This is a genomic window from Spiribacter sp. 2438, from assembly GCF_009676705.1.
Classification (GTDB): domain Bacteria; phylum Pseudomonadota; class Gammaproteobacteria; order Nitrococcales; family Nitrococcaceae; genus Spiribacter.
Genome location: NZ_CP046046.1, coordinates 1,534,876 through 1,558,454 on the forward strand (window position 1 = coordinate 1,534,876; position 23,579 = coordinate 1,558,454).

General features: G+C 64.6%; 23 protein-coding genes and 1 tRNA gene. 9 read left to right on the top strand and 15 right to left on the bottom strand.

Features of this window, described 5'->3' with window-relative positions:
- Positions 1 to 43: 43 nt before the first annotated feature.
- Together rpmA and rplU are read right to left on the bottom strand one after the other, a co-directional pair.
- Positions 44 to 304, bottom strand: a complete 261-nt coding sequence (gene rpmA / locus GJ672_RS07585) for a 50S ribosomal protein L27 (protein WP_154296621.1) — start codon at positions 302 to 304, stop codon at positions 44 to 46.
- A 24-nt stretch (positions 305 to 328) separates the two neighbouring features.
- Entirely contained in the window at positions 329 to 643 is a 315-nt protein-coding gene (gene rplU, locus GJ672_RS07590; RefSeq protein WP_154296622.1) for a 50S ribosomal protein L21, read from the bottom strand.
- Positions 644 to 814: 171 nt separating this feature from the next.
- On the opposite strand from rplU, the gene GJ672_RS07595 reads away from it, so the two are divergent.
- The 8 genes from GJ672_RS07595 to yacG all read left to right on the top strand — a co-directional run bounded on the left by GJ672_RS07595 (position 815) and on the right by yacG (position 7,124).
- Entirely contained in the window at positions 815 to 1,792 is a 978-nt protein-coding gene (locus GJ672_RS07595; RefSeq protein WP_154296623.1) for a polyprenyl synthetase family protein, read from the top strand.
- A 9-nt stretch (positions 1,793 to 1,801) separates the two neighbouring features.
- Positions 1,802 to 1,878: transfer RNA gene (locus GJ672_RS07600), tRNA-Pro, on the top strand.
- Between the two features lie 92 nt (positions 1,879 to 1,970).
- The gene (locus GJ672_RS07605; RefSeq protein ID WP_154296624.1) at positions 1,971 to 3,524 is read left to right on the top strand and encodes a GspE/PulE family protein; all 1,554 of its coding nucleotides are present in this window, start codon (positions 1,971 to 1,973) and stop codon (positions 3,522 to 3,524) included.
- The gene (locus tag GJ672_RS07610; protein ID WP_154296625.1) at positions 3,521 to 4,732 is read left to right on the top strand and encodes a type II secretion system F family protein; all 1,212 of its coding nucleotides are present in this window, start codon (positions 3,521 to 3,523) and stop codon (positions 4,730 to 4,732) included. Before GJ672_RS07605 ends, GJ672_RS07610 begins: the two co-directional genes overlap by 4 nt.
- Before the next feature lie 212 nt (positions 4,733 to 4,944).
- A complete protein-coding gene (locus GJ672_RS07615) occupies positions 4,945 to 5,445 on the top strand; it encodes an A24 family peptidase (protein WP_195759482.1) in 501 nt (166 codons plus the stop codon).
- 13 nt (positions 5,446 to 5,458) lie between these two features.
- Positions 5,459 to 6,085, top strand: a complete 627-nt coding sequence (gene coaE / locus GJ672_RS07620; RefSeq protein ID WP_154296627.1) for a dephospho-CoA kinase — start codon at positions 5,459 to 5,461, stop codon at positions 6,083 to 6,085.
- Between the two features lie 57 nt (positions 6,086 to 6,142).
- The gene (gene zapD / locus GJ672_RS07625) at positions 6,143 to 6,931 is read left to right on the top strand and encodes a cell division protein ZapD (RefSeq protein ID WP_154296628.1); all 789 of its coding nucleotides are present in this window, start codon (positions 6,143 to 6,145) and stop codon (positions 6,929 to 6,931) included.
- Positions 6,932 to 6,938: 7 nt separating this feature from the next.
- Positions 6,939 to 7,124, top strand: a complete 186-nt coding sequence (gene yacG / locus GJ672_RS07630; protein WP_229381860.1) for a DNA gyrase inhibitor YacG — start codon at positions 6,939 to 6,941, stop codon at positions 7,122 to 7,124.
- On the opposite strand, the gene GJ672_RS07635 is transcribed toward yacG, so the two are convergent.
- The 3 genes from GJ672_RS07635 to secA are packed head-to-tail and all read right to left on the bottom strand — an operon-like array spanning position 7,115 to position 12,035.
- Entirely contained in the window at positions 7,115 to 8,059 is a 945-nt protein-coding gene (locus GJ672_RS07635) for a Nudix family hydrolase (protein WP_154296630.1), read from the bottom strand. The genes yacG and GJ672_RS07635 overlap by 10 nt on opposite strands.
- Positions 8,060 to 8,064: 5 nt before the next feature.
- Positions 8,065 to 9,279, bottom strand: coding sequence for a bifunctional glutamate N-acetyltransferase/amino-acid acetyltransferase ArgJ (gene argJ, locus GJ672_RS07640; protein ID WP_154296631.1), 1,215 nt, complete (start codon positions 9,277 to 9,279; stop codon positions 8,065 to 8,067).
- Positions 9,280 to 9,293: 14 nt separating this feature from the next.
- Positions 9,294 to 12,035 (bottom strand): preprotein translocase subunit SecA, encoded by a 2,742-nt coding sequence (gene secA / locus GJ672_RS07645; protein ID WP_154296632.1) that lies wholly within the window; start codon positions 12,033 to 12,035, stop codon positions 9,294 to 9,296.
- Between the two features lie 75 nt (positions 12,036 to 12,110).
- On the opposite strand from secA, the gene GJ672_RS07650 reads away from it, so the two are divergent.
- Positions 12,111 to 12,560, top strand: a complete 450-nt coding sequence (locus GJ672_RS07650; RefSeq protein WP_154296633.1) for a DciA family protein — start codon at positions 12,111 to 12,113, stop codon at positions 12,558 to 12,560.
- Between the two features lie 9 nt (positions 12,561 to 12,569).
- On the opposite strand, the gene lpxC is transcribed toward GJ672_RS07650, so the two are convergent.
- The 10 genes from lpxC to murD all read right to left on the bottom strand — a co-directional run bounded on the left by lpxC (position 12,570) and on the right by murD (position 23,570).
- Positions 12,570 to 13,484, bottom strand: coding sequence for a UDP-3-O-acyl-N-acetylglucosamine deacetylase (gene lpxC / locus GJ672_RS07655; protein ID WP_154296634.1), 915 nt, complete (start codon positions 13,482 to 13,484; stop codon positions 12,570 to 12,572).
- Between the two features lie 82 nt (positions 13,485 to 13,566).
- Complete coding sequence (gene ftsZ / locus GJ672_RS07660) at positions 13,567 to 14,715, bottom strand: cell division protein FtsZ (RefSeq protein WP_154296635.1); 1,149 nt, start codon at positions 14,713 to 14,715, stop codon at positions 13,567 to 13,569.
- 21 nt (positions 14,716 to 14,736) lie between these two features.
- Positions 14,737 to 15,975, bottom strand: coding sequence for a cell division protein FtsA (gene ftsA / locus GJ672_RS07665; RefSeq protein ID WP_154296636.1), 1,239 nt, complete (start codon positions 15,973 to 15,975; stop codon positions 14,737 to 14,739).
- Between the two features lie 4 nt (positions 15,976 to 15,979).
- A complete protein-coding gene (locus tag GJ672_RS07670; RefSeq protein ID WP_195759483.1) occupies positions 15,980 to 16,654 on the bottom strand; it encodes a cell division protein FtsQ/DivIB in 675 nt (224 codons plus the stop codon).
- A gap of 32 nt (positions 16,655 to 16,686) precedes the next feature.
- Complete coding sequence (locus GJ672_RS07675; RefSeq protein WP_154296638.1) at positions 16,687 to 17,631, bottom strand: D-alanine--D-alanine ligase; 945 nt, start codon at positions 17,629 to 17,631, stop codon at positions 16,687 to 16,689.
- The gene (gene murB / locus GJ672_RS07680; protein WP_154296639.1) at positions 17,621 to 18,514 is read right to left on the bottom strand and encodes a UDP-N-acetylmuramate dehydrogenase; all 894 of its coding nucleotides are present in this window, start codon (positions 18,512 to 18,514) and stop codon (positions 17,621 to 17,623) included. Before murB ends, GJ672_RS07675 begins: the two co-directional genes overlap by 11 nt.
- Positions 18,511 to 19,944 carry a UDP-N-acetylmuramate--L-alanine ligase gene (gene murC / locus GJ672_RS07685; RefSeq protein ID WP_154296640.1) on the bottom strand — a complete coding sequence of 478 codons (1,434 nt, stop codon included), beginning with the start codon at positions 19,942 to 19,944 and terminating at the stop codon, positions 18,511 to 18,513. Before murC ends, murB begins: the two co-directional genes overlap by 4 nt.
- Positions 19,941 to 21,020: an undecaprenyldiphospho-muramoylpentapeptide beta-N-acetylglucosaminyltransferase gene (gene murG / locus GJ672_RS07690; RefSeq protein WP_154296641.1), complete on the bottom strand. Its 1,080-nt coding sequence runs from the start codon at positions 21,018 to 21,020 to the stop codon at positions 19,941 to 19,943. Before murG ends, murC begins: the two co-directional genes overlap by 4 nt.
- Entirely contained in the window at positions 21,017 to 22,219 is a 1,203-nt protein-coding gene (ftsW, locus tag GJ672_RS07695) for a putative lipid II flippase FtsW (RefSeq protein ID WP_154297093.1), read from the bottom strand. The genes murG and ftsW overlap by 4 nt, the downstream gene beginning before the upstream one ends.
- Positions 22,212 to 23,570, bottom strand: coding sequence for a UDP-N-acetylmuramoyl-L-alanine--D-glutamate ligase (gene murD / locus GJ672_RS07700; protein WP_154296642.1), 1,359 nt, complete (start codon positions 23,568 to 23,570; stop codon positions 22,212 to 22,214). The genes ftsW and murD overlap by 8 nt, the downstream gene beginning before the upstream one ends.
- Positions 23,571 to 23,579: the final 9 nt, after the last annotated feature.

Sequence of the window (23,579 nt, forward strand, 5' to 3'; positions counted from 1 at the left end):
ACCCCGCACGGGGCGGGGCTCGTCCGACGCCTTGGCGAGTGAATCAGCCCGCCGGCTGCACACTCACCACACGGCGCTTGTGCGGGCCCTTGCGGCTGAACACCACCTGGCCATCCGTCTTGGCAAACAGTGTGTGGTCATTGCCGATACCCACATTGTCGCCGGCATGGAAATGGGTACCACGCTGGCGCACCAGAATGTTGCCCGCAATGACGGCCTGGCCGCCGAAGCGCTTCACACCCAGACGCTTGGATTGCGAGTCGCGACCGTTGCGCGTGCTGCCGCCTGCCTTTTTATGTGCCATCGATCTGTCTCCGCTTTGGACGTCTTAGCCGGCCTGGATGCCGGTGATTCGAACTTCGGTGTAATGCTGACGGTGGCCATAGTGCCGCTCATAGTCCTTGCGGCGCTTGAACTTCACCACCTCGATTTTACGGGCACGGGCCTGGTCAACCACTTCGGCGGACACCCGGCCGCCGTCCACCCGGGGCGTTCCGACTCGAATGTCGTCGCCGTCAGCGACCAGCAGAACCTCGTCAAAGGAAACCGTGTCGCCGGTCTCGGCGTTCAGCTTTTCGACCCGCAGCACGTCCCCCTCGGCGACTCGATACTGTTTGCCACCCGACTTGATTACCGCGTACATCGAAAACTCCAGGACAGTGATTCAAAGCCGCGAAAGGATAGCGGTGGACTCGCCCCGGGTCAAGCCACCAGCACCGCCGTGAGCCCCGTTGAAACGGGCTTTTGAGTGCTTGACACCCCCTACCCCCCTTTCTAGCATGCCGGACTCCAACCACCCTCAGGGTCTAGTCACATGCAAATCGCCCGGATCCGTGATCGAGTCGGCGGCGACATGGCCGCAGTCGATCACATCGTGCAGAACCGACTGCGCTCCGACGTGGCCCTGATCAATCAGCTGGGCAGCTACATTATCGGCGGTGGCGGCAAGCGGCTGCGGCCGATGGTAACGGTTCTGATGGCACGGGCCATGGACCGGGAGCTGGCCGGCGATCGCCACGCTTTACTCGCGGCGACAGTGGAACTCATCCATACCGCCACCCTGCTGCATGATGACGTCGTCGACGAATCGGTGGTGCGTCGCGGGCGGGAAACGGCCAATCACCTGTGGGGCAACGAGGCCAGTGTCCTGGTCGGCGACTTCCTGTACACCCGGGCTTTCGAAATGATGGTGGAACTGGACGACATGGCCACCATGGCGGTGTTCTCCCGAACCACCAACCGCATCGCCGAAGGCGAAGTGATGCAACTGATGCATGTCCATGACCCGGAGGTCACCGAGGCCCGCTACCGGGAAGTGATCTACCGCAAGACCGCGGTACTGTTCGAGGCTGGCTGTCAGCTCGCCGCCATGCTCGTAACCCCGGGCAATCGGGATTTGGTGGCCGCCGCTGCCGACTACGGGCGTCACCTGGGCACCGCATTCCAGCTGGCGGATGATGTCCTGGACTACGAAGGGGACGCCGACACCATCGGCAAGAATCTGGGTGATGACCTGGCAGAGGGCAAGCCGACGCTGCCCCTGATCCACGGCATCGAGCATGCGGATCCGGATCGGGCGGAACGGCTCCGGGAGGCCATTCGCAAAGGTGATCGGGGCGCCATGGAAACGGTCCGTGAAGCAATTGCGCACACCGGGTCGATTGCCTATACTCGCGACCTTGCCAAACAGGAAGCCGGGCTGGCTGAAAAGGCGTTAGAAGCGCTTCCTTCCAGCGACTTCCGTGAGGCCCTCGGTGAGCTGGCCCGCTTCTCGGTGGGACGCAATTACTGAGGCATCCATCGGGGTGTAGCTCAGCTTGGTAGAGCACTGTCTTCGGGAGGCAGGAGTCGCTGGTTCGAATCCAGTCACCCCGACCATCAATTTTCCGCTCCATTGCCAACCCGTTAACGGACAGGGTTGATGGCGTCTGCTGGAATCAGGTCTTTCGCAGGCCACAGCGGAATGCACCATGTCCCGGGTCCCCACGCGTCCCGCACTATCCCGTGAACTGATCGCCGAAGGGCTGATCACCGCTGAAAGCATGGATGATGCCCAGCAGGCCGCCCGCGCCGCCGGCATCCCGTTGATGCAGCACCTGCTGGACAGCGGCCTGATCCCTGCGGCCGAGCTGGCCGAGGTGGCGGCCGGCGTGTTCGACATGCCGCTGGTCCCGGCCGATGCGCTGCACCCCCGCCCCGAATTTATCCACCAGCTCGAACCGGAGCTGCTGCGTCGCCACCGGGCGCTTCCGCTGGATCAACACAATGGCTATCTGCGGGTAGCGGTTTCCGACCCGGCCAATATTCAGGCGCTGGACGAAATCCGGTTCCACACCGGATTACCGACGATAGCGGTTCTGGCCGAAGATGACGCGCTGGGGGACCGGATCAACCAGATGCTGGGTCCCATGGATCAGGATCTGGGGGACGATCGGGCGATGGAAGTCCGCGACAGCGAGCCGCGTCTGGCGTCGGACACACCGGTGGTCCGCTACGTCAATCGGCTCATGCTGCGAGCCGTCCGGGAAGGCGCTTCGGATATCCATATCGAGCCTTTCGAGCACAGCTGCCGGATCCGCTTCCGTCAGGACGGTCAGCTGCACGAGGTGGCCACTCCCAACGCTGCCATGGCTTCCCGGCTGAGCTCCCGCCTGAAGGTCATGGCGCGCCTCGACATCGCCGAAAAAAGGCTGCCGCAGGATGGCCGGCTGAGGCTCGCGACCTCCGGAAACGGTCCAGTGGACTTCCGCCTCAGTGTCTGCCCGACCCTTCACGGTGAAAAGCTGGTGCTGCGCCTTCTCAACTCCGCCACCGGCCAGCTGGCGATCACCGACATCGGGCTCAGTCAGGCCCAGCTGCATCAGTACCGTCGGGCCCTCCATGCCGCCCACGGCATGATTCTGGTCACCGGGCCCACCGGCTCGGGCAAGACGGTGACCCTGTACAGCGGCTTGCGGGAGCTCAATGATCCCACCCGCAATATTCTCAGTGTCGAGGATCCGGTAGAGATCAACCTCCCCGGCGTGAACCAGGTGTCCATCAATCCCCGAATCGGGCTCGATTTCGCCCAGGTTCTTCGCAGTTTTCTCCGGCAGGATCCCGATATCATCATGGTCGGCGAAATCCGTGACCGGGAAACCGCGGAAATCGCCATCAAGGCCGCCCAGACCGGCCATCTGGTGCTTTCCACCCTGCATACCAACGACGCCGCGGGGGCGGTCACGCGTCTGATCAACATGGGTATCCCGCCCTGGAGCATCGCGGCTTCCATTAACCTCATCATCGCTCAGCGGCTGGTACGCCGATGCGGCGATCAGGGCGGCTCGGGTCGAATTGGCATTCATGAATGCCTGCCAGTGGACGGTGACATCGCCACCGCCATCAATGATGGGGAGACGGCGACAGCGATCAACCGGCTGGCCCGGGCGCGGGGACTGCCGGACCTGCGCCAGTCTGCTCAGGAAAAAGTTCGGCAGGGGCTGGTATCCGCCACCGAGGTGGAGCGAGCCCTGGGGTCGTCATGACCGTGAAGGCCTGGCGATGGCAGGGCACCGATGCCGACGGGCGTCACCGGCGTGGCGTCACACCAAGCCCGGATTGCCGTTCCCTGCGGCTGCATTTGCGCCGACGGGGCATCGCGCTGGAGAACGCCAGCCCACTGCCGGAGTGGGCGGAGTGGCTCCTCAGATCGCGAACACCGGGAGTCAAATCCGGCCAGCTGGCCGGATTTTTAAGGCGCCTGTCAGTGCTGGTGGCGTCCGGCATTCCGATGGTTCAGGCGCTGGAGATGAGCGGTCGGGAAATGCGGGGATCACTCCTGACGGTCATCGGGACGGTTCGGGATGATGTGGCCACCGGACGTTCCCTGGCCGAGGCCATGACGGATCATCCCGGTGTCTTCGACACACTGCTCTGTAGCCTGATTCGGGCCGGAGAACAGGCCAGTGCCCTGGACCGCCTGCTGCCACGAATTGCCGACCATCGTGAGCGCGGAGAACGGGTTCGCCAGAAGCTCCGCCGGGCCATGATGCATCCGCTACTGGTCCTTGGCATCGCGGCCACCGTGGCGTTGATGCTGCTGGGCTTCGTCATGCCGCGATTCGAGTCCATGTTTCGGGATTTCGGTGCCGAATTGCCCGCGCTCACTCAGATGCTTATCCGTGCCTCGGACTGGCTCCGTGGCGGAGGCTGGCTCCTGGCGGCGATCCTGGGCGCCGGCATGGCGACGGCATCAACCGTCGCCATGCGGCTCCCCCGTCTGCGTCGGACCCGGGATCAGATCATCCTTCGACTCCCGGTGGCGGGTCCGTTGATTCGCCGGGTCATGGAAGCAAGATTCGCCGGGCTGCTCGCTCTCATGAACGAGGCGGGCATGCCCCTGGCGGATGCACTGGCATCGCTTGCCGATTCCATGGGCAACCGGATCTATGAGCAGGCGGTGGTGGATATCGCCGTTTCCCTCGACGACGGACGGAACCTTGAGGCCTCCATCGCCGGCACCGGGCAGTTTTCCGAGACCCTGACCCAGATGGTCGCGGTTGGGGAGGAAACCGGTCAGCTGGCGGCAATGCTCAACCGGGTGGCTACCTTGACCGAAGAATCGGTCAATCGGGATCTGGATGGATTGAGCGCCCTGGTCGAGCCGGTGCTCATGACCCTTCTTGGGCTGATCATCGGTGGACTGGTGCTCGCCATTTACCTGCCCGTGTTCCAGTTAGGGGCGGCGATATGATCGGCGGCTCCGGACTCCCGGCGGGTTTGGAACCAATCCTTGGCGGGTTGCTCCTGGGCCTCCTGACAGGTCCCATCATGGCCTTAGCCGTACAACGCATCCCGGCGTGGATGGAGTGGCAGTTTGCAGGAGCCACTGGTTCGTCCCCGCTTTCGGGGTCCGCCGGCAGATGTCGGCATGCCATCGTCATTTCAGGCCTCAGCGGCGTGCTCATGAGCCTGGTCCTTTGGCGGTTTGGCTGGGGCGTTACCGGCGCCTCGGCCGCCCTGCTGACCGCCTGGCTGATCACGCTGGCCATCATCGACCAGGACACCCACCTTCTCCCGGACTGCCTGACGCTGAGCGGTCTGTGGGGAGGCCTCCTGCTCGCCGCCGTCGTGCCCCTGCATGACCCGGTCACAGCGATTCTGGGAGCCACCTGCGGCTACCTGCTGCTGCGCGTCCCGGCGGCTGCATACGAATCGCTGACCGGGCAGTCCGGGATGGGCCATGGCGATTTCAAGCTATTGGCGATGATCGGCGCGTGGCTCGGACCAACGCCACTGCTGACCGTGATCACCATGGCCTCCATCGGCGGTGCCCTGTGGGCCGGAGCAAAGGCGCTGAGAGGCCGTGGGGCGGTGGGCACGCCCCTGGCCTTCGGGCCCTGGCTCGCCAGTGCTGCCTGGATCACGTTAATGTGGAATCCGCATCTGCTGGATCCAGCGTTATAGACCGGAACTCTCAATGCCCGGAGACAATTCACGCCCCCGGCTGGTAGTCGGCCTCACCGGCGGCATTGCCAGCGGCAAGACGGCGGTCAGCGATCGCTTCGCCCAGAAGGGCGTGACGGTGGTCGACACCGACCAACTCGCCCGGGAGATCGTCGAACCGGATACGGCGGGATTCGAAGCCATCAGAGCCCGCTTCGGTCCGTCAGTGGTCAGAGCCGACGGCCGACTGGACCGGCAGGCCCTCCGCGACCGGGTTTTCAGCGCACCTGAAGAGCGCGCGGCCCTCGAGGCCATCACGCACCCTCTGATTCGGGATCGGGTCCGGACCTGCGTTGCATCGGCAGCGTCCGCCTACGCGGTGGTCGTGGTTCCACTGCTGGTGGAGGCGGGTTGGGACAAGGATGTGGACCGGGTGCTGGTGGTGGATGTACCGGAATCCCTGCAGCGATCGCGCCTCATGGAGCGGGATGATGTGGATGAAACCGGCGCGCGGCGCATGATTGCGGCGCAGACGCCACGGGCGCGGCGACTGGAGGCCGCCGACGACGTGATCAGGAACACCAGCGACCTCGGCGCGCTGGACGAGGCAGTCCAGCGCCTTCATGAAAAGTACCAGCAGCTGGCACAACAGCACGGGTGATTGCCGCGCGTCTCGCCGTCATGGACAATATGGCATTGATTTTCCTTGGGAGAATGGATGAGCGCAGAGCCATCACCCGCTTCGGTCATCACGTACGAGTACCCGCTCAATGAGCGTATTCGCACGTTCCTGCGACTGGAATTCCTGTTCAAGCAGCTGGCCTTCGGAGCTCAGGGGGACAGCCCCTGGCATACCCGGGCGGCGGTGGACGCACTTCTGGATATCAAGGCCCTGCTCTCCCGAAGCGATGTAAGGTCCGAACTGCAGAAAGAACTGGGCCGGATGCAGACCAACCTCGAAAAGCTTCAATCCATGGCCGGGGTCGACAAGGATCGGCTGGCGCCCCTGCTCAACGAGGTAGCCGGGGTCAGCCAGCATCTGCGGGAGGCGCCAACGGGTTTTCCGCCGGTCATCCGGGACAATGAATTTCTCCTCGCCATCGAGCAGCGGGCCGGCGTGCTCGGCGGAACCTGTGCCTTCGATCTGCCGGGTTTCCATTTATGGCTGGAATCTCCCGCAGACGAACGACGCCAGCTACTGCGGGAGTGGCAGGAGGCCTTCGCCCTGACCAGGAATGGCACCGCCCTGGTGCTCAGGCTGCTTCGGGGCAGCGCGGACCCGACACCGGAAATGGCTTTAGCGGGCGGTTATCAGACAGTCCTCGATCACGACAATCCCTACCAGATGCTCCGCGTTATCCTGCCCGCCGGGACAGCGTGGTATCCCGAGATCAGCGGCAGCCGACATTATTGCAACGTCCGTTTCCTTCACCAGCCAGAGAAAGGCGAGCGTCCTCAGCAGGTAACGAGCGATGTATCCTTCACCCTCGAGCGCTGCGTCATCTGAATCCACCATGACCGTATCCTGTCCGAACTGCGGAGCCGAGGTCCCCTGGACGGACGCATCCGAATATCGGCCGTTCTGCTCGAAACGCTGCCGTCTCATCGACCTTGGGCAGTGGTTTGAGGAAAGCCACCGCATACCCGGGGAGCCCGTCGACCTGGAGTCTCCCGATGAGACGGAGCGGGATCAGGACTGATCCCAAAGGCCACTGATTGCGGCGATGCCCTGGCCACCATGCTCGCGGGCGACCTCCGCATCACCCACACGCATGCCACCCAGCGCGTAAACCGGCAGAGTCGCCTCCGCCACCAATGTCGCAAAACGTGGCCATCCCAGCGGCTCGGCATGGGGATGGCTGGCGGTGGGGGCCACCGGGCTCAGAACGGCAAAATCCAGGTTGAGTGTGGCGGCTCGGGCGAGCTCCTGATCGTTGTGGCAGGAAGCCGCCACCCACCGGTCCGCCGGCAGCGGTCGCTGGGTAATCCGGCCCAGTTGATGACTCGGCAGATGGAGTCCATCTGCTCCAATGTGTTCGGCAAGCGCCGGATCGCCATTGATCAAAAGCCAGGCGCCGGCACGCCGGCAGCGGTTCAGGGCCTCTGCTGCCAACGCAGATCGACCCTTCCTGGCTGGCCGGACACGGAACTGGACCAGCCGATGGCCCCGCGCCAGCACACGGTCCAGCGCCGCCAGCCATCCTTTCTCGTCGCCGGCATCCGGGCTGATGACATAGTGGGCCGGCAAGCGTAGCGCGGCGATGATCGGTCGGTTGGCGGCCGGGAAGTCGGTCGCATTCAGATGCGCCGGCAGCACCCAGCTCAGTGGCTGCCCCTCGAGTCCCGTGGCATGACCGCGGTAGCGGGTAACCCGGCGAACCTCCAGTACCACCTGTCTGTCCGGGTAGCTCCAGGGGATGGAAATGAGCGGCTCCGAGTCGACAGCCTCGATGCCCAGTTCCTCACGAAGCTCGCGTGCCAGAGCGTTTTCCGTGGTCTCCGCCGGCTCGATCTTGCCCCCGGGGAACTCCCACAACCCCCCCTGATGGAGGTGAGCATGTCGGCGAGTGATCAGCACCCGACCCGCCGGGTCCTGGACCACACCCACCGCAACCCGCAGTGGCTCAGAGGCCATGACCGTCAGCTGCGGTAGTCGGCATTAATCCGGATGTATTCGTAGGATAGATCGCAGGTCCAGACGGTGGCCTGGTGGTCGCCCCGGCCGAGGGCAATATCCAGGGTGAACGACTCCTGCGCCATGCGCCTGGCGGCCTCGGCCTCGTCATAATGCGGACTCACGCAGCCGCCCTCGGCGATGGCAACGTCGTCGATGCCGATGGCAACCGCCTCCACCGCAAGGTCCGCTATTCCGGATCGGCCCACCGCTGCCAGAATCCGCCCCCAGTTGGGGTCGCCGGCAAAAAGGGCGGTCTTGACCAGCGGCGATTCAGCCACCGTAAATGCCGTTCTCTCGGCTTCAGCGACGCTGGCCGCTTCCCGAACCCGCACACTGACCACCCGCGTGGCGCCCTCCCCGTCAGCAACAATCTCCCGGGCCAGCTCCTGGCAGAGGAGGGTCAGGGCCTCGCGAAAACGAGTCAGATCCGTGTCCTCGGGATCCAGCTGGACGCCGCTCTCGCCGGTGGCCATCAACACGCAGGCATCATTGGTGGAGGTGTCGCCATCCACGGTGATGCGGTTGAAGCTCTCGGCGACGGCCAGCCGCAGGAGCCGCCGCAAAAGGTCATCGGGAATGTCGGCATCGGTGGCGACAAACGCGAGCATGGTCGCCATGTCCGGGCGAATCATCCCCGACCCCTTGGCAATGCCCGTTAGCGTCACCGTGCCGCCGTCCAGAGCCAGAAACCGGCTTCGGCCCTTGGGGCGGGTGTCGGTGGTGCGAATGGCATCGGCCGCCTCCGCCCAGCCGTCCGCCGTCATGGCTTGAAGCAGATCCGGCAGCGCCGCATCGATGCGATCCGCCGGCAGGGGCTCACCGATGACTCCGGTGGAGAACGGAATCACCTGCTCGGCACGGCAGCCGGCCAGAGTGGCCAGCGCCTGGCAGTTGGAGCGGGCCGCTGACTCGCCGCCGGCACCGGTGCCCGCATTGGCATTGCCGGTGTTGATCAGCAGGTATCGCGGTGCTCCGGCCGCAAGATGTGCTTCGGCAATGCGAACCGGCGCCGCCCGAAACAGGTTGCGGGTAAACGTGGCGGCTACCCGGGTCGCCTCGCCGAGCTCCAGCACCACCAGATCCCGCTCCCCGGTCCGACGAATCCCGGCCTCACCGGAGGCCAGTCGAACCCCGGCCACCGGATGAAGCGGCGGCAGGGGCGAGTCACCAACGGCCATGGCTGAGTCGCCCGCTAAAGCTTGCCATGGCACTGCTTGTACTTTTTGCCGGAACCACAGGGGCAAGGCTCGTTGCGCCCGACCTTGCGCTCGCCCCGAACGAAAGGCTGCCGATTGGCAGCCGCCGTCTGACCACCGCGGCTTTCACCGGCGGCGGCCCGCTCCGGGTCGTCCTGCAGCGCATTCGACTCGGCGTGCTGGAACTGCATGGCCCGGGCCTGCTCGGCCTCGCGCTTTTCCTCCGCCGCCCGAGCGTCTTCAGGGCTTCTCACATTGACATTGAAGAGGATGCGGATGGTCTCGCGCTTGATACCCTCCAGCATCTCCTGAAACATCCCGAAGGCTTCTTTCTTGAACTCCTGCTTGGGGTTGCGCTGAGCCATGCCACGCAGGCCGATCCCCTGGCGCATGAAGTCCATCGCGGCGAGGTGTTCCTTCCACTGATTGTCCAGCACCTGCAGCAGGAAGCTCTTTTCCACTTCCCGCATATTCACTCCAATGGCTTCCACCGCCTCTTCCTTGGCTTCGTAGTGGGCGGCGACGCGCTCTTCGAGGCGCTGCCGGACGCCATCGGGGTCCAACTCATGGTCCTCGTCCAGCCAGGACTGCACCGGCGCTTCAACACCGAACTGGGACTGGACGCCCTCTTCCAGCGCCGGCACATCCCACTGCTCTTCGATGGTGCCCGGCGGCATGTGGGCGTTGATCAGGTCGCCGAGGACATCGTTCTGCATGTCGACGATGGTCCCGGAGATATCCTCGGACTCCAGCAGCTCATTGCGCTGGGCGTAAATCACCCGCCGCTGGTCATTAGCGACGTCATCGAAATCCAGGAGGTTTTTTCGAATGTCGAAGTTATGGGCCTCGACCTTGCGCTGGGCGTTTTCGATGACCCGGGAGACCATCCCGCTCTCGATGGCCTCGCCCTCCTGCATGCCCAGCCGCTGCATCATCCCGGACACCCGCTCGGAGGCGAAAATCCGCAGCAGGCTGTCGTCCAGCGACAGGAAGAAACGGGTTGAACCCGGATCACCCTGCCGGCCGGAGCGGCCCCGGAGCTGGTTATCAATGCGGCGGGACTCGTGCCGTTCCGTCCCAATGACGTGCAGCCCGCCGGCTTCCACCACCGCATCATGGCGCTTCTGCCAATCCGCCCGGAGCTGTTCCCGGCGGGTTTCGGTGGCATCCTCGCCCAGGTCTGCCAGTTCCACATCCAGGTTGCCACCCAGGACGATGTCGGTGCCGCGGCCGGCCATGTTGGTGGCGATGGTGACCGCACCCGGGAGGCCCGCCTGGGCGATGATCCCGGCCTCACGCTCATGTTGTTTGGCGTTGAGCACCTCATGGTGAATCGTGGCCTTGCGCAGCGCATCGGAGATCAGTTCCGAGCTCTCGATGGAGGTGGTCCCCACCAGCACCGGCTGTCCCCGCTCATTGCAATCCTTGATGTCATCAACAATGGCGGCGTATTTGTCATCCTGATTGAGGAATACCAGGTCATGGTGGTCCTGACGCGCCATGGGCCGATGGGTGGGAATCACCGCCACTTCCAGCCCATAGATATGCTGAAACTCATAGGCTTCGGTATCCGCCGTACCGGTCATGCCCGAGAGCTTGTCGTAGAGACGGAAGAAATTCTGGAAGGTGATGGAGGCGAGAGTCTGGTTCTCCGCCTGGATTTCCACACCTTCCTTGGCCTCGATGGCCTGGTGCAGACCCTCGGACCAGCGGCGCCCGGGCATGGCCCGCCCGGTGAATTCATCAACGATGACAATCTGGCCGTCACGAACCAGATAGTGCACATCCCGCTGAAAGAGCGTGTAAGCCCGTAGTGCCGCGTTCAGATGATGCACCATGGCGATGTTGCGGGCGTCATAAAGGCTTTCGTCGGGCGCCAGCAGCCCCGCTTCCTGCAGGAGCTCCTCGGCCCGCTCCTGACCGTCTTCGGTCAGGAAGGCCTGTCGGCCTTTTTCATCCAGATAGTAATCACCCGGCCCCTCTTCTTCTTCCTGGCGCTGCAGCTTGGGGACAATCCCGTTCATGCTGACGTAAAGGTCACTGGACTGCTCGGCCTTGCCAGAGATGACCAGCGGCGTCCTGGCCTCGTCGATGAGAATGGAGTCCACCTCGTCAACGATGGCGAAGTGCCGGCCCCGCTGCATCCGGTCCTCGGCCCGCAGCGCCATGTTGTCGCGCAGGTAATCGAAACCGAACTCGTTGTTGGTGCCATAGGTGATATCGGCCTGGTAGGCGGCGCGCTTGGTCTCGCCATCCATTCCGGGCACCACGACGCCGACTTCCAGCCCCAGGAAGCGGTAGATGCGCCCCATCCATTCGGCATCGCGTCGCGCCAGGTATTCATTAACGGTGATGATGTGAACGCCCTGGCCGGACAGGGCATTGAGGTAGGCCGCCAGGGTCGCGACCAGGGTTTTGCCTTCGCCGGTTTTCATCTCGGCAATCCGGCCCTGATGGAGGGCCATGCCGCCGATCAGCTGAACATCAAAATGACGAAGACCCAACGTGCGCCGGGAAGCCTCCCGCACCACGGCGAAGGCTTCGGGCAGCAGATCCTCCAGTGACTCACCGGCCGCGACCCGCTCGCGATACTGGGCCGTGCAGTCCCGCAGCGCCTCATCATCAAGGCCGGACATCCGCGGCTCGAGCTCGTTGATTCGGGCGACCCGGCGTTGAAGTCGCTTGACGAGGCGTTCGTTGCGACTGCCGAAGACCTTTTTTGCGATTCCGCTCAACATGAGAGGTCCGATTGGCGTTGTAATGTGAATGACCCGGTACTATAGCGCATCGCTGAAAGGAAAATCAGGACAGCCATGGGAACGAAACAGCGACGCGGACCGGTGCCATTGCGCCAGGTCATGAAGCGCCAGCGGGGTGATCTGGCCTCGCTGCAGCGTCGAACCCGGCTACTGGAGGACGCCACGGCGGAGCTTGGACGGAGCCTGCCGGCCCGTATGGCCGGCCATTGGCAGGTGGCCGCGCTGACCAGGGCGGCGCTGGTCATCTCGGTGGAGAGCCCGGTCTGGGCGACGGTCCTCCGCGGCCACCAGCGCGACCTGTTGAATGCGGCGGCGTCGCTTCTGGGCTCGCGGCCGGCGCAATTACAGATTCGGGTGGCGGCGGCCCGCCAGACCCGGCACCGCTCGGCCGGCCACCGCCTCAGCCCGGACTCGGCCAGAATTTTGGAAGAGACCGCAGGCGCCATCGATCACCCGGCACTGGCAGACGCGCTGCGCCGTCTTGCCCGGCACCGGGCTAAGTGATCGCGCCGGTCAGGCGACGGGTATCGGCTGGTCGTAGGCGATTGGCACCTCGTCTTCCGACTCGAAGGTGACCTCTTCCCAGGCGTCGCTCTGCTGCAATAGCGTCCGAAGCAGCCGATTGTTCATCTCGTGGCCGGACTTGTACCCATGGAAGGCGCCGATCAGGCTGCGATTCAGCTGGTACAGGTCACCGATGGCATCCAGCACTTTGTGCTTGGCAAATTCGTCCTGATAGCGGAGGCCGTCCTCGTTCAGCACGCGGTAGTCGTCCACCACGATGGCGTTGTCGAGGCTGCCACCCAGGGCCAGGTTGTTCTGCCGAAGCTGCTCGATATCACGCATGAAGCCGAAGGTCCGCGCCCGGCTGACTTCCTTGACGAATGAGGTGGAGGAAAAATCCACCTCGGCGGTCCGTGAATCGCTTTTGAACACGGGGTGATCGAAGTCCAGGGTGTAGCTCACCTTGAACCCGTCATAGGGTTCGAAGCTGACACACTTGCCGTCCGGATCCTCGATGTGCAGGGGACGGGTGATCCGCACGAATCGCTTGGGGGCATCCTGCTCCTGGGTGCCGGCTGATCGGATCAGAAAGACAAATGGACCGGCACTGCCGTCCATGATGGGGACTTCCTGCGCGGACAGATCGACATAGGCGTTATCGATCCCCAGGCCCGCCATGGCCGACAGCAGATGCTCGACGGTGGACACCCGAACGCCATTCTTGACCAGGCAGGTGGACAGCACCGTATCCCCGACATTTTCGGGATGAGCGGCAATTTCCACGATCGGGTCGAGATCGATTCGGCAGAATCGGATGCCGGTGTTGGGTGGGGCCGGTCTGAGTGTCAGAAAGACCTTTTCACCCGTATGCAGCCCAACACCGGTTGCCCGAATGCTGTTCTTCAGCGTGCGTTGTCGAATCATCGTGTTACCAACTCAACCGTTATGCCCCCAAAACTTCGCCGGGAGTTTAGCAGAATCCCCTTCATCGGGCTCTCGCCCTGACTCAGTCCGCCTGACGTCGAAGGAATGCCGGAATATCCAGGTATTCCATGTCACTGTCCGGCTCGGCGGCACTCCCCTGCGCGGCGGCACGCCGGCGTGCAACGGCCGGCCGTTCCAGCGCCTCGTAGTCAACGTCTCCGCTGGCCTTGCGAGTCACCAGTCGAGGGGTCGGAGCCGGCTCGGCGCTGACACCGACGGGAGCAAGGCCCGTGGCGACCACGGTGACCCGCAGCTCACCCTCCAGCTCGGGATCGATCACGGTGCCGACAACCACCGTGGCATCCTCGGACGCGAACTCCTTGACCGCTTGACCGACTTCATCGAATTCCCCGATGGAGAGGTCCAGGCCCGCCGTGACATTCACAAGAATGCCGTGGGCTCCCGCGATGTTGGCGTCTTCGAGCAGCGGGCAGGCGATGGCGCGCTGTGCCGCTTCCCGGGCCCGATTGTCACCGGCTGCTTCCCCGGATCCCATCACCGCCATGCCCATCTCGGACATCACGGTGCGCACATCCGCGAAGTCGACATTAATCAGGCCCGGTCGGGTGATCAGCTCGGCAATGCCCTTGACCGCGCCCAGCAGGACATCATTGGCCGACTTGAATGCATTCAGCAGTGTCAGTTCCTTGCCAAGCACCGAGAGCAACTTCTCGTTGGGGATGGTGATCAAAGAGTCGACTTCACGCTCGAGCTCCCGAATCCCCTCTTCGGCCACGCTCATGCGCTTCTTGCCTTCGAAAGGAAACGGTTTAGTGACCACGGCCACGGTCAGGATGCCCATTTCCCTGGCGATCTGGGCCACCACCGGTGCCGCACCGGTGCCGGTACCACCCCCCATGCCGGCGGTAATGAATACCATGTCGGCACCCTCGAGCACCTCGGCAATTCGCTCGCGGTCATCCTCGGCCGCTTCCCGGCCCACCGTCGGGTTGGCGCCAGCGCCCAGTCCCTTGGTGATCTCCTGTCCCAGTTGCAACGGGGTTCGTGCCGCACTGTTCTTAAGTGCCTGGGCGTCGGTATTGGCGCAGATGAAGTCCACGCCATCCACGTCAGCGGCCACCATGTGCTGCACGGCGTTGCCGCCGCCACCACCGACTCCGACCACCTTGATCACCGCGTTCTGATTAAAAGAGTCCATAAGCTCAAACATCGCTCGCCCTCCTGTGACGCATCAAAAATTACCCTTGAACCAGTCCCGCATCCGGTTCAGAACCGCGCCGAAGCCCCGCGCGGAAGTCGTGAACGACGGATGACGGTCACCACGATGGCGATGGCCGCAATGCAGCAGCCCCACCCCCGTGGCGTAGATCGGATTCCGGACGACATCGGTCAGCCCGGTCATGTGCTGTGGCAGGCCGAGTCGTACCGGGGTATGGAATACCTCCTCGGCCAACTCCACGGCGCCTTCCATCTTCGAGCTGCCGCCGGTGAGCACCATGCCGGCGGCAATGAGGTCCTCGAAACCACTGCGGCGGAGTTCCGCCTGCACCAGTGACATCAGCTCCTCGTAGCGAGGCTCCACCACTTCTGCCAGGGTCTGGCGAGCAAGACGCCGCGGCGGCCGGTCACCCACCGAGGGCACCTCGATGGTTTCTTCGGTGCTCGCCAATTGAGAGAGCGCGCAGGCATAGCGCATCTTGATCTCGTCGGCGTGCTGGGTGGGCGTGCGCAAAGCCACGGCGATGTCGTTGGTCACCTGATCGCCGGCAATGGGAATCACCGCGGTATGGCGGATGGCGCCATCGGTGAACACGGCGATATCTGTGGTACCGCCTCCAATGTCCACCAGGCAGACACCCAGCTCTTTTTCGTCATCGGTGAGCACGGCATAACTGGAGGCAAGCTGCTCCAGAATGATGTCGTCCACCTCCAGGCCGCAGCGGCGGATGCATTTGACAATGTTCTGTGCCGCGCTCACCGCCCCGGTGACCATGTGCACCTTGGCCTCCAGCCGAACGCCGGACATCCCCACCGGCTCCCGTACGCCTTCCTGGTTGTCGATGATGTATTCCTGGGGAAGGGTGTGCAGGATCTCCTGGTCTGCCGGAATGGCCACAGCGCGGGCGGCGTCCAGCACCCGGTCGACGTCGCTTTGAGTGACTTCCTTTTCCTTGATGGCGACGATGCCATGGGAATTGAGCGACCGGACGTGGCTGCCGGCGATACCCACGTAAACCGAGTGAATCTCGCAGCCGGCCATGAGCTCCGCTTCTTCCACCGCCCGCTGAATGGACTGGACGGTGGACTCGATATTGACCACGACACCCTTCTTCAATCCGCGGGAAGGATGGGATCCCAGGCCGATCACCTCCACGTCGCCATCGGCCTGCATTTCGCCGACGATGGCCACCACCTTGGAGGTGCCGATATCGAGGCCCACCAGCAGATTGCGTTCCTGTTTGCGCGTCATCGTCTCAGTCCTCATCCTGCGTCCAACGCAGGGAAAATCCGTTGGGATAGCGCAGGTCGATCACGGCGATCCGTTGATCCTGCGCCGGTGTGATTCGGGGCCAGGCCCTGATCAGTCGCTCGATCCGCGACTGGGTATCCTCGCGGCCCAGGCGGATCAGGCCACCGTCGGCCAGCTCCACGGTCCAGGCTCGGCGTTCGTCCAGATCCAGGCCAATGGGCTCCAGCCCCAGTGGCGTTAGAGCCAGGCGCAATGCCTGGTACTGCTCGAGCACTCGCGCCGCACTGCCAGGCGGGCCGGTCAGAGAAGGCAGACCATCCGGCAGAGTCCGCGGCTGAAAAACGCGAGCCTTCGCATTCATCAGGGCCACCTCGCCCCAGCGGGCCACCGGCTGCTGCTCGCGGATGGTGATGCGAACCGTGTCCGGCCAGACCCGACGGACCGTTGCCGTATCTACCCAGGGGAGGGCCTCCACCCCGCGGCGTAAAGCGGCAACGTCCACCCCCAGCAGCCCCCCCTGAAGATGCGCGGAAACCGCCTCCCGAAGCTCCGCCTCGCTGAGCCGCTCCAGGTCGCCATCGAAACGTACTGTCTCCAGCGGCAGCACGGCGGTCTCCGACCCGTGGTCGAGCGCCCACATGCCGCCCCAGGCCAGTGTCGCCAGTGCGACCAGTCCCATCAGCCACCGTCCCAACTGGCGCCATCGCAGCATCACCGATCGTCACCATGCCTCCAGCTCGTCAGCAAAATCCGCCAGACCAGCGCTTTCATATCCAGGCCGGCGGCCAGCGCTGCCGCCGGCACCAGCGAGTGATCCGTCATTCCCGGGATCGTGTTGACCTCCAGTAGCCAGAACCGCCCGGCCTGGTCAGCCATGACATCCACTCGACCCCAACCGGAAGCGCCAATGGCCCGAAAAGCTTCAACGGCCAGCTCCGCCAGCTGATGCTCGGTGCTTTCCCCGAGTCCGCAGGGAATCACCATGCGGGTGGCTTCGGAGCGATACTTGGCGTCGAAATCGTAGAAGTCCGTGGCCACCTCAATGCGGATCGCCGGCAATGCCTCGTCCCCCAGCACGGCAACGGTGTATTCGGCGCCGCGAACGCAGCGCTCCACCAGCACGGCATCGCCGAAGGTCTTGGCCTCATCCCAGGCGGCTTCGAGGGCCGAGGCGTCATCCACTCGGGTGGTACCCAGGCTGGAGCCCTCGGTGAGGGGTTTGACGAACAGCGGCATACCCAGCGAACCGGCGACCTCCGGCAACTCGTGACGCTGGCGAACAACGCGATATTCCGGGGTGGGCAGCCCCCGGGCCTGCCAGATCTGCTTGGTGCGATGTTTGTCCATGCCGAGGGCCGAGCCCAGAACACCGCTGCCGGTGTAGGGGAGCCCCAGCGTCTCCAGCGCGCCCTGAATCGTGCCGTCCTCGCCCCCGGGGCCATGCAGCGCGATGAAGGCGCGATCGAAACGGGTCAGGTCCTGCAGATTGACGGCTGCCGGATCCACCAACTCGGCCTGAACACCGCTGGCCCTCAGGGCTTCAAGGCAGCAGCTTCCACTTTTCAGCGAAACCGCCCGCTCCGCGGACCGCCCGCCGGCCAGGACGGCCACCCTGCCCATGTCTGCCGCTGAAGGCTGATGCCGGTTATCGATCATCAGCGGCCTCCCCGACAATTCGGACCTCGGGATGCAGCTCCACGCCGTGCACTTCGAGCACCGTGGAGCGCACCTGATGGATAAGGGACTCAATGTCCGCGGCACAGGCGGTGCCGTCGTGGACGATGAAGTTGGCGTGCTTTTCCGAGACGCGGGCTCCGCCCCGGGCACAGCCCTTGAGGCCGGCCGTCTCGATGAGCCTGGCGGCATGATCTCCCGGCGGATTCCGGAACACCGAGCCGCCGCTGGGCTGGCCCGTGGGTTGGGAACGGGACCGCTCCCCCAGCAGACGACGCATTTCCTGTTGAAGTGCCGCGGGATCCTCACCAGGAGAGAACACCAGCACGGCCTCGGTGAACCACTCATCCGCTGGCCCCTCGAGATGGCGATAGCCGGCACGGAAGTCGGTACCGGGCCGGTGGCGGATCACACCGTGGCAATCCACGGTTTGCAGACTTTCCACCTGGGCCCAGGTCTCACCGCCCCAGGCACCCGCGTTCATGGCTAACGCACCGCCGAGGGTTCCCGGGATGCCGGCAAAAAAACTGCCGCCGCCATAGCCGCGACGGGCACACCAGCGGGCCAGCTTGGCGCAGGGGACCCCGGCACCGGCCCGCACACGTCCGGACCCGAGGTCCTCGAGGGAAGACAGCCCCTTGTGAAGGCGGATCACCGAGCCACGCAGACCACCGTCTCGTACCAGCAGGTTACTGCCCAGACCGACCCAGAAGATCGGCGGCACAGCCAGGTCACTGCAAAGAAACGCCCCGAGATCGCTGGCGTCTGCCGGCTCGTACAGCCGCTCTGCCGCGCCCCCCACTCGCCAGGTGGTGTAGCGGGCCATGGGCACCTCCCGACGGAATCGGCCACGCAACGCCGTCATGACGCCTCCCCCTCGGCGATTAACCGAGGCAGGGCGCCGCCGATGCTGCCAGCGCCCAGAGTGATGACAATGTCGTCGGCCCTCAGCAGGCCTGGCAGCACCTCGTGGAGTTCATCCAGGCCGCTGACATGGATCGGGTCCACCTGGCCACGCTGACGAATGGCCCGGCACAGGCTGCGGCCATCGGCGCCCGCGACGGGTGCCTCACCGGCGGGATAGACCTCGGTGACCAGAAGGACCTCGGTGCCACTCAGGACTCGGACAAAGTCGTCGAAAAGGTCGCGGGTGCGGCTATAACGATGCGGCTGAAATATCACCACTTTGCGGCGTTTCGGCCAGCCGGCCTCCAGGGCTTCCAGCACCGCCGCAATCTCCCGCGGGTGGTGGGCATAGTCATCCATGAGCAGCGCGGTGCCCCCGGCAACATCGATGTCCCCCAGGCGCTGGAAACGACGACCAATCCCGGAAAATCCGGCCAGGGCGCGCTGAATAGCGGCATCCGGGACCTCCAGCGCCTCACAGACGGTAATTGCGCCGAGAGCATTGAGCACATTGTGTCGGCCCGGCAGATTCAGCTGAATCGGCATCGGCGGCTGACCCAGCCGCTGGACGACAAACCGGGTGCAGGCCTCATCGGGGACGACATCCACCGCCCGAACATCCGCCGACGCGTCGAATCCGTAGGTGCGCACCGGCCGAGACAGCTCCTGCAGCAGACCGCGTACTTCGGGGTCGTCGTCGCAAAGCACCGCCAGGCCGTAGAACGGCAGATGATGAATGAACTCGACAAACGTGCTGCGAAGCCGGTGGAAACTGCCATCGTAGGTGCCGAGATGATCGGCATCGATGTTGGTCACCACCGCCAGCATGGGATTGAGATAAAGGAATGACGCGTCGCTTTCGTCCGCCTCGGCAACGAGGTAGCGACCGCTGCCGAGCCGGGCGTGACTGGCGGCGCTATTCAGGCGCCCACCGATCACGAAGGTCGGGTCCATCCCCGCCTCGGCCAGAATGCTGGCAATCAGGCTGGTGGTGGTGGTCTTGCCATGGGTGCCGGCCACCGCAATCCCGAAGCGGAAGCGCATGAGCTCTGCGAGCATTTCGGCCCGTGGCACCACCGGGAGGCGACGCGCCCGGGCCGCTTCCACCTCCGGGTTATCGGCGGTCACCGCGCTGGAAATCACCACCGCGTCTGCCTCGGCCAGATGCTCGGCGTCATGACCCACATACACCCGCGCACCCAGAGACTCCAGATGCGTGGTCATGGCGTTGGTCTGCAGATCCGAACCACTGACCTGGTAGCCCAGATTCAGCAGCACCTCGGCAATACCGCCCATGCCCGCGCCACCGACACCGACAAAGTGCAGCCTGCGCACCTGACCCATGGAACCCGGACCGCCTCGACTGGACACCGTCTCGAACGCACTCATCGGGCGACCTCCATGCAGATGCCTGCGACCTCACGGGCGGCATCGGGGCGCCCCTGTTGACGGCTGGCCTCCGCCATTCGGCGTAACTCATCCCGGTCACCCAGCAGACTCTCCAACTCCGCCGCCAGGGATTGCGCATTGAATTTTTCGTCCGGCAGCAAACGCGCACCGCCGGCTTCCACCAGGAAGCCGGCATTGGCCCGCTGGTGGTCGTCCACAGCATGGGGGAATGGCACCAGAATCGCCGGAGCGCCGGCTACTGAGAGTTCCGAGACAGTGAGAGCGCCGGCTCGACAAACCACCAGATCCGCCCACTCGTAAGCAGAGGCCATGTCGTCAATAAATGGCTCCAGGGTGACCTCCACCCCGGCCTCCGCATAGGCTGACGCGGCGGCGTCCATGGTCCGCTCTCCGGACTGATGGCGCACCACCGGGCGGAGCGCGGCGGGCAGGCGGGCGATTGCCGCCGGCACGGCCTGATTGAGTTGCAAAGCACCCAGACTTCCGCCCACCACCAGCAGCCGGGGTTGACCCGTGCGTCCCGCATAGCGCTGCCCGGGTGCGGCAACCTCGGCAATGGAGGCACGCACCGGGTTACCCACAAAAGTCGACGACTGATTGCCGGGGAATGGGGCATCCAGGCCGGTCAGTACCCGTCTCGCAAGGCGGGCCAGCCAGCGGTTGGTGAGCCCGGCGATGGCGTTCTGTTCGTGAATGACCAGCGGACAACGCTGCTGTCGAGCCGCCATGCCAGCCGGGCCGGTGACATATCCCCCCATGCCGAGCATGACAGCCGGGTTGTGCCGTTTCAGAATTCGCCGGCATTCTGTAAAAGCCCGGGCCACCATCCAGGGCGCCAGCCCCCAGCCACGCAGACCGCGCCCCCTCAGGCCGCTCACAGTAACGGTTTCCAGCGGCAGACCGGCGTCCGGCACCACTCGAGACTCAAGCCCCGACGGCGTTCCGAGCCAGACCACCGGAATACTCTGCCGGCCCAGCCAGTCGGCCACGGCCAGCGCGGGAAAAACATGTCCACCGGTGCCTCCGGCGGCAATCATGACGGGTCCCCGCATCATGACACCCGCCTCGTTCGAGTCAGCTGGCTGGCCGCCCGGCTGGCTCGACGTTGCTCGTAGTCGATTCGGAGCAGCAGCCCCATGGCGACCAGGGTCATGATCAGGCTACTGCCGCCATAGCTCATGAGCGGCAGAGTCAGCCCCTTGGTGGGCAACAACCCAAGATTGACACCCATGTTCACGAACGCCTGCAGCCCCAGCGACACCCCGATACCGCAGGCCAGCAGGCCGGCAAACAGGTTGCCGCTCCGCAATGCCCCACCGCCGATGAGACAGGCACGCAACACGACAAAAGCGTAGAGTCCGATCACCACCGTCATGCCCACAACACCAAGCTCCTCCGCCAGCACGGCGAAGACAAAGTCGGTGTGGGCCTCGGGGAGGTAGAACAGCTTCTGAACACTGTTGCCCAGGCCCACTCCGAACCACTCGCCACGGCCCACGGCAATCAGCGACTGAGTGAGCTGGAACCCGCTATCGAATGGGTCGGCCCAGGGATCGCGAAAGGCGATCAGGCGCTCCAGTCGATAGGGGGAGGCATGCATCAGCGCCATGCCGGCCAGGCCACCGAGGGTGGAGATACCCAGGGAAAAACCGAGCGGGACGCCGGCGATGAAAATCATCGCCCCCACCGTTGCCGCGAGAATGGCGAGTGCCCCGAAATCCGGCTGCGCCAGCAACAGGACACCTGTAATGCCGAGCACCAGTGCCGGACTGAAAAGCGGACGCAGGGAGTGACGCACCGCCTCGGCATGCCGACTCAGGTGACTGGCAACAAACACCAGCAGCAGCACCCGCGCCACCTCTGAGACCTGCACATTCACTGGCCCCACCGGAATCCAGCGAACGGCGCCGTTAACCTCGCGACCGACGCCGGGGACCAGCACCAGCAGCAACAGAAACACCGCGGCCAGCATCAACGGTCCCGCGTACGCCTCGATCCGTGCCAGAGGAGTACCAAGCACCAGCGAGGCGAGCAGCAGGCCCAGCGGCAGAAACATCAACTGTCGCAGCAGCATGTGCAGCGGGCCACTGCCGGATTGCTCGGCCACCGCCACCGAACTCGACGCCACCATGACGAGACCCAGCCCGACAATGGCAACGAGGGCGACCAGCAGGGAGCGATCCAGATCCTCGAGGATCTGACGTCGCTGGGTCAGCAGAGCAGCCAGACGCGGGCGGAGGGCGGCTTCAGTCATCATCTTTCAGCCCCTCCACCAACTCGCGAAACCGTACGCCGCGAGCCTCATAGCTGCTGAACTGGTCGAGACTGGCGCAGGCCGGCGACAGCAGCACGGTGTCCCCGGGACAGGAGAGCGCCAGCGCCCGTTTGACGGCTTCGTCGAGGTCCGTGACCTGATCAACGGGTGCCGCCGCCCGGAGCGCTGCCGCCATTGCCTCCCGGTCCTTGCCGAACACCACCGCCGCTCGGCCGCCGTCCTGCAGTGCTTCAGCAAGTGCCTGGAATCGCTGGCCCTTGCCATCGCCACCCGCGATCAGCACCACCGGCGTGTCGGTACTGTTCACTGCCGCCACGGCGGCCCCCACGTTGGTGGCTTTGGAGTCATTGATCCAGAAGCGGTCCCGCCGCTGCCCGAGAGACTCCATGCGGTGGGGAAGGCCCCGAAATTCTCTCAAGGCCCGGCACATGGCGTCGGCAGAAAATCCGGCCGCTTCACCCAGCGCCAGCGCCGCCATCGCGTTCACCGCATTGTGTCGGCCGCTGGCGGCCAGAGCGGCAACCGGCAGGAACCGCTCACCGGCCCGACTGATCCATAGATCACCGGGGGTGCCGCCGAGCGTCCAGCGCGTACCCCGGGATGACCCCCTGCCAGAAAACCAGACGGTGGTCTGGCCGGATTTGGCCATCCCCGTCACCATCGGATCATCGGCGTTAAGAACCGCCGACTCCGCGCCCTCGAGAATCCGTGCCTTGGCATCGGCGTAGTCACCAACGCCGTCATACCGATCCAGGTGGTCCGGGCTGAGATTGAGCACGGCCGCCGCCGTTGGCCGGAGTGATTGCGTGGTCTCCAGCTGAAAGCTGGAAAGCTCCAGAATGAACAACGGGGCATGGGGCTGTTGATGCAGGAGATCCAGGGCAGGCGGCCCGAGGTTGCCACCCACTGCGGCCGGCACGTCAGCGGCTTCGGCCATGGCGCCGAGCATGGTGGTAACCGTGCTTTTGCCATTGGAGCCGGTAACGGCGATCACCGGTGCGTTCACCGACCGGGCAAACAGCTCGATTTCGCCGATGACCGGGATGCCGGCCTCGAAGACCGGCTGCAGAGCCGGCAGCCGGGGATCAATGCCGGGACTGAGTACAACCTGATCGGCGCCAGTCAGCCAGTCAGTCGGCAGGCCCCCGAAATACCCGGGCACGCTGGGGTAGTCCTGGCCGAGCCGATCGGCATGGGGCGGCCGTTGCCGGGTGTCCAGAACCGTCACCTGACCACCGGCCGCCTGAAGGTGACGGACACAGGCGAACCCCGAGTCGCCGAGGCCCACGACAACCGTCCGGCGTGCTGCCTGTTCATTGACTGCCGTCATGCCTTCACC

Coding starts and splice junctions, on each gene's coding strand:
- secA (WP_154296632.1), bottom strand. CDS start 12,035: ATGTTGAGCGGAATCGCAAAAAAGGTCTTCGGCAGTCGCAACGAACGC.
- GJ672_RS07675 (WP_154296638.1), bottom strand. CDS start 17,631: ATGATCGATAACCGGCATCAGCCTTCAGCGGCAGACATGGGCAGGGTG.
- rplU (WP_154296622.1), bottom strand. CDS start 643: ATGTACGCGGTAATCAAGTCGGGTGGCAAACAGTATCGAGTCGCCGAG.
- rpmA (WP_154296621.1), bottom strand. CDS start 304: ATGGCACATAAAAAGGCAGGCGGCAGCACGCGCAACGGTCGCGACTCG.
- yacG (WP_229381860.1), top strand. CDS start 6,939: ATGACCGTATCCTGTCCGAACTGCGGAGCCGAGGTCCCCTGGACGGAC.
- zapD (WP_154296628.1), top strand. CDS start 6,143: ATGAGCGCAGAGCCATCACCCGCTTCGGTCATCACGTACGAGTACCCG.
- GJ672_RS07610 (WP_154296625.1), top strand. CDS start 3,521: ATGACCGTGAAGGCCTGGCGATGGCAGGGCACCGATGCCGACGGGCGT.
- GJ672_RS07635 (WP_154296630.1), bottom strand. CDS start 8,059: ATGGCCTCTGAGCCACTGCGGGTTGCGGTGGGTGTGGTCCAGGACCCG.
- GJ672_RS07650 (WP_154296633.1), top strand. CDS start 12,111: ATGGGAACGAAACAGCGACGCGGACCGGTGCCATTGCGCCAGGTCATG.
- ftsA (WP_154296636.1), bottom strand. CDS start 15,975: ATGACGCGCAAACAGGAACGCAATCTGCTGGTGGGCCTCGATATCGGC.
- ftsW (WP_154297093.1), bottom strand. CDS start 22,219: ATGACTGAAGCCGCCCTCCGCCCGCGTCTGGCTGCTCTGCTGACCCAG.
- ftsZ (WP_154296635.1), bottom strand. CDS start 14,715: ATGTTTGAGCTTATGGACTCTTTTAATCAGAACGCGGTGATCAAGGTG.
- lpxC (WP_154296634.1), bottom strand. CDS start 13,484: ATGATTCGACAACGCACGCTGAAGAACAGCATTCGGGCAACCGGTGTT.
- murB (WP_154296639.1), bottom strand. CDS start 18,514: ATGACGGCGTTGCGTGGCCGATTCCGTCGGGAGGTGCCCATGGCCCGC.
- murC (WP_154296640.1), bottom strand. CDS start 19,944: ATGAGTGCGTTCGAGACGGTGTCCAGTCGAGGCGGTCCGGGTTCCATG.
- coaE (WP_154296627.1), top strand. CDS start 5,459: ATGCCCGGAGACAATTCACGCCCCCGGCTGGTAGTCGGCCTCACCGGC.
- GJ672_RS07595 (WP_154296623.1), top strand. CDS start 815: ATGCAAATCGCCCGGATCCGTGATCGAGTCGGCGGCGACATGGCCGCA.
- GJ672_RS07670 (WP_195759483.1), bottom strand. CDS start 16,654: ATGGGACTGGTCGCACTGGCGACACTGGCCTGGGGCGGCATGTGGGCG.
- GJ672_RS07605 (WP_154296624.1), top strand. CDS start 1,971: ATGTCCCGGGTCCCCACGCGTCCCGCACTATCCCGTGAACTGATCGCC.
- murD (WP_154296642.1), bottom strand. CDS start 23,570: ATGACGGCAGTCAATGAACAGGCAGCACGCCGGACGGTTGTCGTGGGC.
- murG (WP_154296641.1), bottom strand. CDS start 21,020: ATGATGCGGGGACCCGTCATGATTGCCGCCGGAGGCACCGGTGGACAT.
- argJ (WP_154296631.1), bottom strand. CDS start 9,279: ATGGCCGTTGGTGACTCGCCCCTGCCGCCGCTTCATCCGGTGGCCGGG.
- GJ672_RS07615 (WP_195759482.1), top strand. CDS start 4,945: ATGAGCCTGGTCCTTTGGCGGTTTGGCTGGGGCGTTACCGGCGCCTCG.